At 75.5% G+C, this 16476-nt stretch carries 5 protein-coding genes; 2 read left to right on the forward strand and 3 right to left on the reverse strand.

The annotated features are described in order from the left end of the window. Positions 1–41 precede the first annotated feature (41 nt). The gene (locus O7599_RS36505; RefSeq protein ID WP_281619895.1) at positions 42–7496 is read left to right on the forward strand and encodes a type I polyketide synthase; all 7455 of its coding nucleotides are present in this window, start codon (positions 42–44) and stop codon (positions 7494–7496) included. Between the two features lie 30 nt (positions 7497–7526). Beyond that, positions 7527–12062, forward strand: coding sequence for a beta-ketoacyl synthase N-terminal-like domain-containing protein (locus tag O7599_RS36510; RefSeq protein ID WP_281619896.1), 4536 nt, complete (start codon positions 7527–7529; stop codon positions 12060–12062). Between the two features lie 83 nt (positions 12063–12145). Here the strand turns inward: O7599_RS36510 and O7599_RS36515 are convergent, their stop codons facing one another. The 3 genes from O7599_RS36515 to O7599_RS36525 form a co-directional block, all read right to left on the reverse strand. Beyond that, positions 12146–12916, reverse strand: coding sequence for an AfsR/SARP family transcriptional regulator (locus O7599_RS36515; protein ID WP_281619897.1), 771 nt, complete (start codon positions 12914–12916; stop codon positions 12146–12148). Between the two features lie 437 nt (positions 12917–13353). Then, positions 13354–14391, reverse strand: a complete 1038-nt coding sequence (locus O7599_RS36520) for an alpha/beta fold hydrolase (protein WP_281619898.1) — start codon at positions 14389–14391, stop codon at positions 13354–13356. Continuing rightward, positions 14388–16289, reverse strand: coding sequence for an HAD-IIIC family phosphatase (locus tag O7599_RS36525; protein ID WP_281619899.1), 1902 nt, complete (start codon positions 16287–16289; stop codon positions 14388–14390). Before O7599_RS36525 ends, O7599_RS36520 begins: the two co-directional genes overlap by 4 nt. Positions 16290–16476: the final 187 nt, after the last annotated feature.

Consider the following 16476-nt stretch of genomic DNA (forward strand, 5'->3'; position numbering starts at 1 on the left):
CCGGGATTTCACCGACGCATACTGTGAAGGAACGACTCGACATGTTTGCGCTCGCATTCCCAGGCCAGGGTTCGCAGCACAAAGGGATGGGTGCGCAGCTCTTCGGCCGTTTCCCGGAGGAAGTCGCCCGCGCGGACGAGATACTCGGCTATTCGACAGCGGAGCTGTGCCGCGACGATGCCGAAGGCAGGCTGCAGAACACGGAGTACACGCAGCCCGCGCTCTTCGTCGTCAACGCGCTGAGCTACCTGGCCCACCGCGCCGACGGCGGCGCGGAGCCCGACTATCTCGCCGGGCACAGCCTCGGTGAGTACAACGCCCTGCACGCCGCCGGCGCTTTCGACTTCGACACCGGGGTGCGGCTGGTCGCCAAGCGCGGCGAGCTGATGTCCCGGGTGGCGGACGGCGGTATGGCCGCGGTCGTCGGGCTGACGGCGGAGCAGGTCGCGGAACTCCTGGGCCGGCCGGGTCTGGAGAACCTGTCGATCGCCAACTACAACAACCCGACGCAGACCGTGGTCGCCGGCCCGCGCGAGGACGTGGCGGGCGCGCGCGCCGTCTTCGAGGAGGCCGGCGCGGGCCTGTTCACGGTGCTGCGGGTCAGCGGCGCGTTCCACTCCCCGTACATGTCGGCGATCCAGGGCGAGTTCGCCGAGTTCCTGGGCGGCTTCACGCTCGCGCCGCCCGCCGTGCCCGTCATCTCGAACGTGACCGCCCTGCCGTACGAGGACGACGTCGCCGCCGCGCTCGTACGCCAGCTCGACCACCCGGTGCGCTGGACCGACACCGTCCGCTACCTCATCGCGCGGGGGGTGGCGGACATCAAGCCCGTCGGCCCCGGGCGGGCCATGCGCGGGCTGATCAAGGCCACCCGGCGCGACGAGGAGCGCCGCGCGCAGGAAGCGGCGGAGGCGGCGAAGGCTCCCCAAGCGACGGAATCCGCGGAATCCGCGGCTTCCGCGGAATCCGCGGAAGCCGCGGAATCCGCGGAAGCCGCGGAAGCCGCGCAGGGCGCGGCGGCGGACGCCTCCGGCGGCGAACTGCGCCTGCGCCGCCCCGAGCGTGACCGCACCCGCCCCGAGGGCGCCCCCGCCGTCCAGCTTCACCAGGCCCTCCTGAAGGACCTGCGCACCACCGTCGCCCAGGTGCTGAAGATCGAACCCGCGGTCGTCCGCGGGGAGACGGAGCTGAGCGAGCTGGGCTTCGACTCGATCCGGCTGATCGAGTTCGCCGACCTGCTCCGCCGCGACCTCGGCGTCGACCTCACCCCGTCGGTGTTCTTCGAGCACTTCACCCTGGAGGCGTTCGCGCGCCACCTGCTGACCGAGCACCACGACCTGGTCTCCGCCCGCTACCCGGACGCCGGCGACGACACCCCGCGCACCGGCCCCCGCGGTGCCGGGCGCGCGCAGGACGACGCCCCGCTGCCCGACCCGTACCCCGTCGCCGTCGTCGGCCTCAGCGCGGTGCTGCCCGGCTCGGCGGACCTGGAGCGCTTCTGGCAGCGCCTCCTGGCCGGCGACGAACTGGTCACCCAGGTACCCGAGGGCCGCTGGCGCGACTGGGCCGGGCCGGAGCGCGCCGGCCGCGCCCGCGGCGCGTTCCTCGACGAAGTCGACTCCTTCGACTGCGCGTTCTTCGGCATCTCGCCGCACGAGGCCGAGCTGATGGACCCGCACCAGCGGCTCTTCCTGCAGACGGTGTGGAAGGCGGTCGAGGACGCGGGCCGCCGCCCCGACGCCCTCGCCGGGAGCCGCACCGGCCTGTTCGTCGGGGTCAGCTCCATGGACTACGCGGAGGTGCTGGGACACAGCGCCGCGGGCCCCCAGGCGCACACCGCCACCGGGCTCTCCCACGCCGTGCTGCCCAACCGGATCTCGTACCAGCTCGACCTGCGCGGCCCCAGCGAGGCGATCGACACCGCGTGCTCGTCCTCGCTCGTCGCGGTCCACCGCGCGATCCGCAGCCTGCGCGCCGGCGAGTGCGGGCTCGCCATCGCCGGCGGCGTGAACCTCATGCTCAGCCCCACCCCGTTCGAGTGCTTCGAGCTGGCGGGGATGCTCGCCCCGGACGGCCGCTGCAAGACCTTCGACCGGTCCGCCGACGGCTACGTACGCGGCGAGGGCGTCGTCGCCGTCGTGCTCAAGCCGCTGGCCGCCGCCGAGGCCGACGGCGACCACATCCACGCCGTGATCCGCGGCAGCGCCGTCGGCCACTCCGGCCGCGCCGCGTCGCTGACCGCGCCCAGCCCCGAGGCGCAGGCCGACGTCATCGTCGACGCCTGGCGCGCCGCGGGACTCGACCCGGCGACCGCCACCCACGTCGAGACCCACGGCACCGGCACCAGCCTCGGCGACCCCATCGAGATCGAGGGCCTGAAGCAGGCGTTCGCCCGCCTCTACGCCGCCTGGGGCCACGGCGCCCCCGCCCTGCCGCACTGCTCGCTCGGCTCGGTCAAGACCGCCATCGGGCATCTGGAGGCGGCGGCCGGGCTGGCGGGCCTGGTCACGATGGTGCAGGCGCTCCGGTACGGGAAGCTGCCCGCCCTGCGCCACTTCGAGGAGCTGAACCCGTACATCCGCCTGGACGGCAGCCCCTTCCGCATCGGCGACCGCGCCGGCGACTGGCCGCGGCAGACGGCCCAGGACGGCCCCGCCACCCCGCGCCGCTGCGGCGTCAGCTCCTTCGGCTTCGGCGGCAGCAACGCGCACGTCGTGCTGGAGGAGTACGAGCGCGAACCCGCCGCCGACCCGGCGCCCGCCGCCCCGCTGCTGATCCCGCTGTCCGCCCGCACGCCCGACGCGCTGCGCGGCTACGCCCGCGAGCTCGTGCGCCACCTCGACCTGCACGCGCCCGACGGGGGCACCGCCGACTTCGCGCTCACCGCGCTCGCCGACACCCTGCAGCTCGGCCGGGAGCCGATGGAGGCACGGCTCGCCGTCGTCGCCGAGGACGTCGACGAACTGTACGACGCGCTGGTGCACTTCCTGCGCGGCGAGGACCAGGGCGACACGTGGTGGAGCGGGCAGGCCGCCGGCGCCGCGGACCTCTCGCGCGCGCTGCTCGCCGGTCCCGAGGGCGACACGTACCTCGACGCCCTCGCCACCGCCGGAAAGACGGCGGCCCTGGCCCGCCTCTGGGCGGCCGGCGCGGACTTCGACTGGGCGCTGCTGCGCGGCGGCAGGCCCGTACGCCGCACGCCCCTGCCGACGTACCCCTTCGAACCCCGGCCCGTCCGCCCGCGGGACCTCGTCCCGCACGTCCTGCTCGCCTCCGGCCGGGCGCAGCCCGGGCTCGCGGCGCCGCCCGTGCCCGCGGCGCTGTCCGCCGCGGCGGAGCCGGCCGCGCTGCCGGGCGGCCCGGGCGCCACGCAGGACGCCGTACTCGCGCATCTGGTGCGGCTGTTCGCCGAGGAGCTGAAGTGGCGGCCGGAGGAGATCGACCCGCGGGCCGGCTTCGACGACCTCGGCCTCAGCTCCCTGCTGGTGGAGAAGCTGCGCCGGCGGCTTGAGGAGCACTACGGGCCGGTCGACAGCGCCACGCTCTTCACGTACAAGAACCTCGACGCGCTCGCCCGCCACCTGACCGGCCGCGTACGCACCCTGCCCGCGGCGCCCGCGCCCGCGCTGCTCCAGGCCCCCGCGAGCGCCGCCGGCGCCGGCAGCACGGGCACCCGGGACATCGCCATCGTCGGCATCAGCGGCCGCTACCCCAAGGCCCCCACGCTGGCCGACTTCTGGGACCGGCTGCGGGACGGCGACGACTGCGTGGACGAGATCCCCCTCGACCGCCCCGGCTACCGCCGCTTCGCGGAGCTGGCGCGCGAGAAGTTCGGCGACCAGTGGCCGCGCTGGGGCGGCTTCCTGGACGACGTCGACGCCTTCGACCCGCAGTTCTTCCACATCTCACCGCGCGACGCCCGGCTCCTCGACCCGCAGGAGCGGCTCTTCCTCACCACCGCGTGGGAGACCCTGGAGGACGCCGGCTACACCCCCGCCTCGCTGGCGGATCCCGAACTCGGCGACGAGCGCGGCTCGGTGGGCGTCTTCGCCGGGGTGACGTACAACAACTACCAGATGTTCGCGGGCGGCGACCTGGACGAGGGCGTCTGGCGCATCGTCGGCTCCCAGACCTTCTCGGTCGCCAACCGCATCTCCCACCTGCTCAACCTCGGCGGTCCGAGCCTGACCCTGGACACCGCCTGCTCCTCCTCCCTCTACGCCGTCCACCTGGCCGTCGCCGCCATCCGCCGCGGCGAGTGCGCCATGGCCCTGGCCGGCGGGGTGAACCTGTCGCTGCACCCCAGCAAGTACGTGATGCTCGCCGAGGCCGGCTTCCTCGCCGAGGACGGCCGCTGCCGCGCCTTCGCCGAGGGCGGCACCGGCTACGTGCCGGCCGAGGCGGTCGGCGCGGTGTTCCTGAAGCCGCTGGACAGGGCGCTCGCCGACGGCGACCGGATCCACGCCGTCATCAAGGGCTCGGCGGTCAACAGCGACGGGCGCACCTACGGTTACGGCGTCCCCAACCCCGTCGCGCAGGCCGAGCTGGTACGCGCCGCCCTCACCGACGCCGGCGTCGACGCCGGCTCCATCGGCTACGTCGAGGCGCACGGCACCGGCACGAGCCTCGGCGACCCCATCGAGGTGCGCGGCCTGACCGAGGCCTACGCGGACGCCGCCGCCCCGCACCGCCGCGACGGGCGGCCGGCGTGCGCCATCGGGTCGGTGAAGGCCACCATGGGCCACGCCGAGGCGGCGGCCGGCATCGCCCAGGTCACCAAGGTGGTCCTGCAGTTGCGGCACGGCACGCTCGTGCCGTCGCTGCTGCACACCCCGGACCTCAACCCGAACCTCGACCTCGACAGCACGCCCTTCGCCGTGCAGCGCGAGACCGCGCCCTGGGAGCGGCCGGTGCTGCCCGGGCCCGGCGGGGCAGCGGCCGGGCCCCGCCGCGCCGGCGTCAGCTCCTTCGGCGCGGGCGGCGTCAACGTGCACCTGATCCTGGAGGAGGCCCCGGCCCGCCCCGCCCCGGCCGCCGCGGGCGCCGGCGGGCCGCTGGTGTTCCCGCTGTCGGCCCGTACGCCGGAGAACCTGCGTGCGTACGCGGCCCGCATGGCGGCGTTCCTGCGCACCCTGCCCGCCGAGCCCGACGCCGACGACCCGGAGGCGCCGCGGCCCGCCGACGTCGCGTTCACGCTGCAGCACGGCAGGGAGGCGATGGAGCACCGCGCCGCCTTCGCGGCCCGCACCCTCGCCGAAGCCGCCGAGCACTTCGCGCGCGTGGCCGCGGGCGACGACGCGGACGGCCGCGCCAGCGTCGGCCGCCGCCCCGGCCGGTCCGGCGGCGCACCCGCGGTGCCCGCCGACGCGGCGCCGGAGGAGGCCGCCGCGCTGTGGGCGGCGGGCGGCGAGGCGGACTGGGCGGCCCGGCCCACCGGCGGGCGCCGGGTGTCGCTGCCGACGTACCCCTTCTCGCGGGAGCGCTACTGGCTGGAGCCGGGCGCCACGAACCCGGCACGGCCGACCGCACCGGCCGTGCCGTCCCCCGTGCCCGCGCCGCGGACCGCCCCGGAGGCGGCGGTCCCCGCGGTCGCGGCGCCGGCCGACGCGACGGACCTGCTCGCGGCGCTGGCCGCCGCGCCCCCCAGCGAGCGCCACACCGCGCTGGCCGCGCGGATGCAGCGCACGCTCGGCGAGCTGCTGGAGTTCCCGCCCGGCAGCCCGCCGGACCGGCAGCGCGGCTTCTTCGAACTGGGCATGGACTCGGTGATGGCCGTACGCCTCGGCAACCTGCTGGAAGAGGCGCTGGGCCTGGTCCTGTACGCCGGGGTGGTCTTCGACTACCCGTGCATCGACGACCTCGCCACCTACCTGCTGGACGAGCTGAGCCTCGACGACGCCCCCGCCCCGGCGGTCCCCGAGCCAGCGGCGGAGCCGCCCGGGCCCGCGCCCGCCGACGCCCTCCAGATCGTGCACTACACCGCCGGCTGGGAGCGGGCCGCCGCCCCCGCAGGACCCGCGTCCTGGCTCACCGGCCCCGTGCTCGTCTTCGACGACGACGGCGCCCTCACCGAGCGGGTGCGCGGCCGTCACACCGGCGCCGCGCCCGTCGTCGGCGTCCGGCCCGGCGAGGCGTACGAGGTGTCCGGCGACGGCCGTACCGTACGCGCCGAGTCCGCCCGGGACCACGCCGCGCTCCTCGCCGGCCTCGACACCCCGCCCCTGACCGTCGTGCACGCCTGGAGCGACCCGCGCACCGCGCTCACCTCGGTCTTCCATCTCAGCCAGGCGCTCCTGCGGCTCGGACTGCGCGCCCCCGTGCGGCTGCTGCGGGTCCACGCCCACGCCGGCGCCCGCCCCGATCCGCTCGCGGAGGCGTTCGGCGGCTTCGCCCGCAGCGTCGACCACGAGAACCCGCGGCTCGTCCAGCAGGCCGTGGCCGTGCGCACCGCCGCCGGCGAGGAGCCCGCGGACGCCCTGCTGCGCGTCTGCGAGGCCGAACTCGCAACGGACGCCCGCGCGGACACCGAGGTGCGCCACGACGCGGACGGCCGCTGGGTGCGCAGGCTCCGCGAGCTGCCCGAGGTAGGCGCCGACGAGCCCGCCGGCGTCGCGGTGCGGGCCGGCGGCACGTACGTCATCACCGGCGGCGGAGGCGGCCTCGGCCTGCTCTTCGCCGAACACCTCGCCCGCCGGGCCTCGGTGAACCTGCTGCTCGTCGGCCGCTCGGAGCTCACGGGCGAACGCCGGGAGGCGCTGGAGCGGATCCGCGCCCTCGGGGCCGACGTCCGCTACGAGCGCGCCGACGTGGCGAACCGCGGCGACGTCGAATGGATCCTGGCCGCCGCCCGCGACCGCTGGGGCAGCGTGCACGGCGTCATCCACTCCGCCGGCGTGCTGCGCGACGGGCTGCTGCCCAACAAGACCGCCGACGAGATCGACTCCGTGCTCGCGGGCAAGGTCGACGGCGCCGTCCACTTCGACGCGGCGACCGCGGGCGACGACCTCGACTTCTTCATGGTCTTCTCCTCGCTGGCCGCGCTCGCGGGCAACCCCGGCCAGGTCGACTACGCCTTCGCCAGCCGCTTCCTGAACGCCTTCAGCCGCCGCCGCGAGGAACTGCGCGCCGCAGGCGAGCGGTCCGGCGCGAGCATCGCGCTGGTCTGGCCGTTCTGGCGCGACGGCGGCATGCGGGTCGACGAGGCCACCGAGGGCTTCGTACGCCGCCGCCTGGGCCTGACGCCGCTGGAGAACGCGGTCGGCGTGGCGGCGTTCGACGCGGCTCTGCACCACGCCGTGGCGGAGTTCGGCGTGGTGCACGCGGAACGGGACAAGCTGCAGCGGGTGTTGCGGATCGAGCCGCCGGCGGCCGCATCCGCCGCGGCGGAGCCCGAGGCGGCCACCGCGAGGACCGCCGGCGGCGGATCCGCGGCCGCGAAGGGCGATTCGACGGTGGAGATCGAGCTGAAGGGCGTCCTGGCCGAGCTGGGGCTGTAGCACACGGCACGCGGGGGAGAGGAAACGGCGATGACGGACAAAGAACTGCTGAGGCGTTCCCTGGACGCCGTACGCACCCTGCGCGAACAGGTGGACGAGCTGCGCGCGCGGGCCGAGGAGCCCATCGCCGTCGTCGGCCTCGGCTGCCGCTTCCCCGGCGGCGCGGACGGGCCCGAGCGGTTCTGGGAGCTGCTGCGCGAGGGCCGCGACGGGATCGTGGACGTACCGCGGGACCGGTGGCCCGTCGAGGGCTGGTACTCCTCCGACCGGAGCGAGCCCGGCACGTCGTACACCCGCCGCGGCGGGTTCCTCGCCGAGGGCGCCCACGCGTTCGACGCCGGGTTCTTCGGCGTCACCGACGCCGAGGCCCGCGACATGGACCCGCAGCACCGGCTGCTGCTGGAGACGAGCTGGCAGGCGCTGGAGAGCGCCGGGCTGCTGTCGGGCACCACGGCCGAACGGCGCGTCGGCGTCTTCGTCGGCGTCTCCGGCTCGGAGAACACCCTGCTGCCCCGGTCGCCGCGTGAGGCCGGGCCGTACACCGCCACCGGCTCCGCGATCAGCGTGGCCGCGGGACGGGTGGCGCACACCTTCGGGCTGCGCGGCCCGGCGCTCGCGGTCGACACGGCGTGCTCGTCGTCGCTGCTCGCGGTGCACCTGGCGGTCGAGAGCCTGCGCCGCGGCGAGTGCACCGCCGCCCTGGCCGGCGGCGTCAGCGCCATGATGTCGCCCGCCGTGATGGTCGCCCTGTGCCGGATGGAGGCGCTGGCAGAGGACGGCAAGTGCAAGGTCTTCGACGCCGCCGCCGACGGCTACGTACGCTCCGAGGGCAGCGGAATGGTCGCCCTCATGCGCGCCTCGGACGCCGCCGCCGTACGCGCCCCGGTCCTCGCCCTCATCCGCGGCTCCGCCGTCAACCACGACGGGCGCACCAGCGGCCTGACCGTCCCCAACGGCCGTGCGCAGCGCGAGCTGATCGCCGACGCCGTGGCCGCGGCGGGGGTGGAGCCGCGCGCCGTGGACTACCTGGAGGCGCACGGCACCGGCACCTCGCTGGGCGACCCGATCGAGGTCCGCGCCGCCGCCGACGTCCTGTGCGCCGACCGCGACCCCGGGGCGCCGCTGCGCATCGGCGCCGTGAAGTCCAACATCGGGCACCTGGAGGCCGCCGCCGGGGTGGCCGGCCTGATCAAGACCGTGCTCGCGCTGCGGCACCGCGAGATCCCCGGCGGACTGCACCTGAACACGCCCAACCCGCGGCTCGGCGTCGAGCGCCTGCCGGTGGCGCTGTGCGACCGTACGGCGACCTGGCCGCGCCGGGCCGACGGCCGGCCCCGTACCGCGGGCGTCAGCTCCTTCGGCTTCTCGGGCACCAACGTGCACGTCGTGCTCACCGAGCCCGACACCCGGCCTGACGCCGAACCGCCGCGCACCGCGGGGCCGGAGCGCCCCGCTCACGTCTTCGCGCTCTCCGCGCGCGACCCGGAGGGCCTGCGCGAATCCGCCGCCCGCCACGGCCGGTGGCTCGCCACGCACCCCGACGCGACCCTCGCGGACTTCTGCCACACCGCCACCGCACGCCGCGCCCACTTCGCCCACCGCGCCGCGTTCGTCACCGCCACGCGCGACGACCTCGCGCGCCGGCTCACCGCGCTCGCCGAGGGCGACGCGCCCGAGCCGGCCCCCGGCCGGCGGCAGACCGCCGCGGCCGAGGCCGTCGGCGCCCGCGACCGGGCGCCCGCGCCGCCGGTCGCCTTCCTCCTCGACGCCACCGCCCCCGTCGCGGAGCGCATCCACGAGACGCTGTACGCCACCCACCCGGGATTCCGCGCACACGTCGACAGGTGTACGGCCGAACTGCGGCCCCCGGCCGCCGAGTCGGACGGCGCCCACGGCGCCCCGCTCGCCGCCGACGTACGGACCGTGGCCTGCCAGATCGCGCTGGTACGCACCCTGGGCGACTGGGGCATCGCGGCCGGTGCCGTCGCGGGCGGCGCCGCCCCCGGCGACCTCGCCGCCGCCGTCCTCAGCGGCGCCCTCGACGCCCCCACCGCGGGCGCCCTCCTCGCCGCCCGCCACGGCGCCGCCGCCCCGCCGGCCGCGCCGCCGCGCCGCCCGCGCGCCCTGCGGCTGCTGCACGGACCCGACGCCGGCGAGGCCGGCGCGGACCAGGCGGCCGATCCGGGGTTCTGGCTGCGTCCCGGTGCCGGCGTCCGGCCGGAGGCCGCCGCGGCGGCGCTCGCCGCGCACGGCTACGACACCCTCGTCCACCTCGGCGGGCCCCCGGCACGGGCCGAGGCCGGCGAGATCCGTGGGCTGCCCGGGGACGACATCTGGCGCGAACTCCTCGGCTGGCTGGCGGAACGACACGTCTCGGGCCACGACGTCGACTGGTCCGCCTGCGACGCCGGCTACGAACGGACCCGGCTGGACCTGCCCGGCCAGACGTTCCGACGCCGTGCGCACCGCCCGGACGCCGCGGCATCCGATGCCGCTCCCGCGGCGTCCGGGGCCGGTGCACCCGTGGGCGCGCTCGGCTTGCGGCAGGTCGCCTCGCCGCTCGCGCAGCGCCAGTACACGACCGCCGTCAGCCGCGCGGTCCTGCCCCAACTCGCCGACACCGCCGGGGTGCTGCACGTCGGCTACTACCAGGAGCTGCTGGCCTCCGCGGCCCGCACGGGCCCCGGGCTGCGCCTGGACGACGTGCGGTTCGAGCGGGCGCTGACGGTCTCCCGCGGCCGGGAGCGCACCGTGCACCTGGCGGTGGGGCCGGCGGACGGCGCCGGCTGGGCGGAGTTCTCCGTGCACAGCCGCGAGTCCGGCGAGGCGCCTGCGGAGCGGCCGGGCGACGAGGGCTGGCACCGGCACGCCGCCGGCCGGCTGCGCCCGGGCGGCGGGGGAGCGGAGCCGGGCACGCTGCCCGAAGCGGCGCGGGCGGAGATCCGCGAGCGCTGCCCCGTACGCTTCGAAGGCGCCGAGTTCTACCGGCAGATGGCCGAGCGGGGCGTGCCCCTGGGCCCTTCCGTCGAGTGGGTCGACGAGGCGTGGCTCGGCGAGGGCGAGGTGCTGGCCAGGTTCCGGCCGCCGACGCCCGCCGAGACCGGTGCCGCACCCGGCCGCCCGGACCGCGAACTCCCCGTGCCCGCCGGGATGCTGGACGCCTGCGTACAGCTCTACGCGCTGGCCGCCGGCCCGCAACTGGCCGAGCGGGACCTGTTCATGACCGCCCGCCTCGGCGAGGTCGGCTTCGGCGCCCCCGCCGACGGCGCCCTGTGGTGCCACGTCAGGCTGACCGCGCCGGTCGGCGAGCTGCTGGTCGGCGAGCACCTGCTGTGCGCCGAGGACGGCGCGGCCGTGGGCTGGGGCCGGGGCACCGAGATCCGCGTCATCAGCCCGGGCGCCGGCCGGTACGAGACGTCTGCCGACGACGTACGCGACGACCTGCGCGGCGATGCGGCGCGGCGGGCCCCGGGCGGCGCGTACGACGCCGCCGCGCTGCGGGACCTGCTCACCGGCATGGTCGCCGAACTGCTGCAACTCCCGCCCGCCGAGGTGCCGAGCAGCCGGCCGCTCGCCGAGACGGGCCTCGACTCCCTCGCCGCGCTGGAGCTGCGGCAGCGGGTGCGCGCGGAGACCGGCGTCGACCTCCCGGTCGACCTGCTCATCGCCGGGCCGTCGCTCGACGAGGTGGTCGAGCGCGTCTCGGGGTCCGCGGCGGGCGCCGAGCCGGCGGCGCCCCGCCCGTACGACGTGGACGGCAGGCTCTGGCTGCCGGTCACGCCCCGGGACGACGCCGCCGTGCGGCTGTTCTGCCTGCCGTACGGCGGTCGCGGCGCCTCCCTGTACCGCGACTGGCCGGGCAGCGCGTACGCCGGTGTCGAGGTGGTCCCCGTCCAGTTGCCCGGCCGGGAGGAGCGCGCCGACGAGCGCTGCCTCGTCGACGCCGACGAGGCGGTCGACGCCGTCGCGCAGGCGCTCAAGCCCTACCTGGACCGGCCGTTCGCCTTCTACGGGCACAGCATGGGCGCCCTCCTCGCGTACCGCCTGGCCCACCGGCTGGGCGCGGAGTACGGGGAGTTGCTGCGCCACCTGTTCGTCGGCGCGTTCAGCGCGCCGACCGGCGGGGAGAACCCGCTCGGCGCCCGGCTGCGCTCGGTGACCCAGCGGCTCGGCTTCGAGCAGATGCCGGAGCACGAGGAGCTGGCGCGGGTACGGCGGGCGCAGCCGCGGCTGTACGACACGGCGCTGCGCGCGGAGCTGGGCGAGCACCTGGCGGGCAAGGCGGACGTGGCCATGGACGGCCCCGGCTACTCGGACCTGCGGGTGGTGCAGAGCTACCGGCACGAACCGGGGGAGGCGCCGCTGCGGGTGCCGGTGACCGCGTTCCACGGCGCCGGGGATCCGGTGGTCGCGGAGCAGGACGCCGACGGGTGGCGGCCGTTGACGGACGGCGGCTTCGAGCTGCTGGTCGTGCCGGGCGATCACTTCTTCGTCCACGGCGACCAGAGCGGCCCGCGGGTGCTGGCGGAGATGTCCGCGCGGCTGCGGCAGCCGGTCCGCGCCTGAAGCCGGGGCCGCGCGGGGCAAGCCGAAGGGGCGGACGAAGCCGGTGGCTTCGCCCGCCCCTCGTCGTACCGCCGGGGCTGCCGTCAGACCGCCGCCGGCAGCTCCAGCCGCTCGTCCGCGACGAGGATGGCCTGCTGCAGATCGCGCAGCGCCCGGCAGGGCTCAAGGCCGAGTTCCTCGTTGAGCCGGTTCCTGGCCTGCTGGTACGTACGCAGCGCGTCGGCCTGCCGCTCCGAGCGGCACAGGGCCAGCATCAACTGGCGGTAGAAGGTCTCCCGCAGCGGATACTCGGCCGTCAGCGCGGACAGCCGGCCGATGAGCTCGCGGTGCAGCCCGAGGCTCAACCGCGCCTCCATCAGCCACTCCAGATACTCGAGCCGCGTCTCCTCCAGCCAGGTGGCGAAGCCCGCGATGACCGGGCCGTCGCACAGGTCGCCGAGGACCGGGCCGCGCCACAGGGACAGCCCGTCCTCGAAGGCGGTCACGGCCTGCTCCGGCCGGCCCTCCTTGAGGTGCTGCCGCCCCCGGTGCAGCAGCTCCTGGAAGCGGTCCACGTCGAACTGGTCGTCCTCCAGGTGCAGGAGGTAGCCGGGCGGACGGGTGAGGATCGGGTTGTTCCGGCTGCCGGGCTCGCCGAGGAACTTGCGGAGCTGCGAGATGTAGACGTGGATGCCCGCGGTCGCCCGGCGCGGCGGGTTCTGCCCCCAGATCTCGGCGATGGCCTCGTCGATCGAGACGACCTGCCGGGCGCGGATGAGCAGCAGGACGAGAAGCACCTGCATCTTCTTGGCGCTCACGAATCTGCTGCCGCGGTTGTCCACCACTCGGACGGGTCCGAGTATTTCGTACTGCACTTTTCAACCCCCGATGAATTTTTTTCTCGACCAAAGTGCTTGTTTCATGGCACTCTTGTTCACATTCCATCGCCGCTACAGGCAGGGGAGCTTGTGTGTCACGCGGCGATGCGGTACAAGCCTCTGCAGGCTATGGGAGGGGGTAGGGGGCGCCGAAACCCCTACCCACCCCTAAGGCCCCCCTAATTGCGGTCAGGGGTATTGCGTAGTCCGCACAGGCGCGTGTCGGACACATTTCCGACCCGCGTGGGGGGTCGCGATCCTCCGCCGTTCTCGCAAATGCCCGGTATTCACCGGCGCGTATCCGCCGCCCGTTATCCGGCTCCCGATGCCGCCGAAAACGCCGCTGCCGGTTCCCTGGCACCAGGGAACCGGCAGCGGCCGTTGCGGGGCTCCGGCGGACCGGAGGGAGGCCGGGAGAGGCGGGACGGGCGGCGTCAGCGCGGGCTGAGGCCCTGACGCATCGCCAGCAGCGAGCCGAACGTCCAGTCCACGGTCTGCTGCACGTGCGCCGGCGCGCCGTGCACGTCGTCGAACTCGTTCATGCTGAGGTGCTTCACGTGCTGCCGCAGGAACGCCGGGTCCCCGGCCGGGATGATCTCGTCGCGCAGGCTGGCGGAGTAGCAGACGGGTATCTCCAGGGCGGCCAGGTCCCCGGGCGTCAGCGCCCAGTCGGCGAGCGTCTTGTGCAGCGCGTCCACGTCGCCGTCCGGCGTGCCCGTCAGCCGGGCCAGCGTGTGCCGGGTGATGCCGGGCACGCCACGCAGCCACGCGGCGTCGCCGAAGAACTCGCTCACCGGCGCCCCCGACGTCACCACGCCGCGGAGCCGGACGTCGTGCCCGGCCCAGCGCAGCGCCAGGTGCCCGCCGAAGCTGTTCGCGAGGGCGTACGTGTCGGTCACGTCCGCCCGGTCCGCGATCGCGTCCAGCACCGCGGGCAGCATCCGCCAGCTCTCCCGGTCGTACGGGACGGTGTTCTCGCCCACGCCCGGCAGTTCGGTGACGACGACGGCCATGCCCAGCGCCGCCGCCTGGAGCGTCACCGGCGCCCACTGCTCCTTGAGGCTCACGATCCCGCCCGCCACCAGCAGCACCGGCTTCGGCTCGGCTGCCGAAAGACCGCCGGCCCAGGCCACCACCTCGCCGTCGGCCAGCGGCGCGCTGACCCGCTCGATGCCCGCCTGGTCGGCGCGCCAGCGGTCGAACACCGACCGGCACTTCTCGTACGCGGCGTGCCGCGCCGGGCCGTCGACGACGGGGAAGCGGGCCATGGTGTAGCAGAGGAACCCCGGCAGCAACTGCCCGGCGTCGACGAGTTCCCCGGCCGCCGCCGACCACTCCGCCGTCCACGAGCCCGGGGCGCCGTCCTCGTCGTTGGTGATGCGGCCGAGTACCGCCTCGTACCGCTCGGCGGGCAGTTGCAGCGCCTTGGCGTGGACGAGCGCGAACTCCTTGAGTTCGGTGACGTCGTTCATCGTGTTCCCTCCCGCTCCCAGCGCACGGTCAGGGCGAGGTGGCCGGGCACCGCGTCGATCTGCCGCAGATCGTGCCGGAAGTCGGCGGTCCCGTCCTCGGCGTGCCCGTGGGTGTCGAAGCCGTTGCGTGGATAGAAGTCCCTGACCTTGCCGTTCTTCGGCGACGGCACGTACCGCGCCGCGACCGCCTCGGCCCCCTCGGCGCGGGCGTGCGCCAGCAGCGCGGCGAGGCAGCCCTGCTCGATGCCGCGCGAGAAGACCCGGCAGCTCAGCAGGAAGTTGTCGATGTGCCACACGGGCCCGTCGGTCCGTACGAACACCGCACCGACCAGGCCGTTGTCGCCGAAGCGGTCGCCGGAGCGGACGGCCAGGACCAGGTTTCCGGGCGAGCCGGCCAGCGAGCCCACCTCGTCCTGCTGAAGCCGCCTGGTGGTCAGGTTGAACTGGTTGGTGCGCTGGGTGAGCTGGGCGAGCCGCGGCAGGTCGGCCTCGGCGGCGGCGGTCAGCTCGACCCGCACGTCCAACTCGCTCAGGTACTCGTCCAGCGAGGAGAAGGAGTCGAGGAAGTCCTTGCGGACCAGTTCCTCGCGGTAGCGCTCGGGCCGGCGGACGTCGTCGTCGGTGAGGTCGCGCACGTCGAACCAGCCGTCGGCGAGCAGCCGTTCGGCGTGCAGCGCCGGGTCGCCGTCGAGGTGGAGCACCGTGACCTCGGGCAGTTCGCGGGACACCAGGCCGCACTCGTAGGAGCTGTCGTCGGCGAAGACGAACGAGTCGAGGCCGAGGTTGAGGTCGGCGGCGAGCGCCCGCAGGTTGTCGTGCTTGGGCGACCAGTTGGCGACCACCCGGACGAAGTCGGCCTCGCGCACGGTCATCTCGGGGTGCTCGCGCAGCACCTCGCGGACGGGCTCCACGTCGTTCTTGCTGACGGCGGCCACGAGCACGCCGCGCGAGGCGAGCTGCTTGACCACCCGCTGCATGCGCTGGAACGAGCGCCCGGTGCGGCCGTCGGCGACCTCGATGCCGTCCGGGCCGTCGTCGCCGAGCACGCCGCCCCACAGGGTGTTGTCCAGGTCGACCGCGAGGACCTTCTTCGCCCGCCCGGCCCGGCCGCGGGCCAGGTGCGCGACCTCGCGCGCGACGGCGGCGGTCAGCTCGGCCGCGAAGGGCGTGCCGGCGTAGGTCGCGAGGCGGGCCTCGGCGAGGGCGGCGGGGCCGGTGAGGAGCGGGTCGAGGTCGAGGACGACGAGGCCCGGGTGGTCGTCCATCAGCGCGAGCAGCCGGGCGTTGCCCTCGCGCCAGACGGCGCCGAGCCGGGCGCGGGAGCGGTGGTCCACGAGCTGCGCGGTGAACTCCCGGGGCAGCGGCATCGTGGTGTAGACGAGGGTGCCGGAGCCCGAGGAGCCGTGGGTGGCCGCGAGCTTGCCGAGGAGGTGCACCTTCTCGGTCAGCACCCGCTCGACGTCCTCGGGCCGCCACGGGCGCGGGACCTCGTCGAAGACCACCCCGGCGGCCAGCAGGCACACCACGACGTCGGTGCCGGCGGCGTAGACCTCGCTCGCCGGGTCGGCGAGGTCGAACAGCCAGCCGCCGTAGTCCGCGACGTGGGGGCGCAGCAGCAAGCCGTGCCGGGCCAGCTCCATGGTGAGGGGCGGGACGATCCCGGCGGTCGTGCCGTGCCCGGTGACCGCGACGGACACGGTCGGGACGCCGGGGTGGACGGCGAGTACGTCGTCGGGGGCCAGGCGGGACAGCAGCCGCCCCGCGCGCTGCCGTTCGTCCTCGCCGAGGCCGTGCAGCAGGGCGGGCAGTCTCGGGTACTCCGCGACCAGGTTCCCGGACCGGTGCAGTTCCGCGACCGGATCCGGAGCGGACGGCGGGCGAGCGGGGGCAGCGGACACGGATTCGCACCTCCTGGTGAACCATCGCGGCGGGCCGCCGGGCGGCGCGACGGAAGGGGGCGCGGGGCGGACCGTCACCCAGGTTCACCGGCGGAGCTTGACGGGGTCTTGGAGGCCGCTAAAGCGGGCGTACGGCGGCCGGCGCGGTCAGGGCTCGGCGGCGCGTCGTCACCGTGGGACCCCGCCC

Source organism: Streptomyces sp. WMMC500 (assembly GCF_027497195.1).
Lineage (GTDB): Bacteria > Actinomycetota > Actinomycetes > Streptomycetales > Streptomycetaceae > Streptomyces.

Excerpts from the sequence above, each read along its gene's own strand:
- O7599_RS36505 (WP_281619895.1), top strand. The coding sequence starts at position 42 with ATGTTTGCGCTCGCATTCCCAGGCCAGGGTTCGCAGCACAAAGGGATG.
- O7599_RS36510 (WP_281619896.1), top strand. The coding sequence starts at position 7,527 with ATGACGGACAAAGAACTGCTGAGGCGTTCCCTGGACGCCGTACGCACC.
- O7599_RS36520 (WP_281619898.1), bottom strand. The coding sequence starts at position 14,391 with ATGAACGACGTCACCGAACTCAAGGAGTTCGCGCTCGTCCACGCCAAG.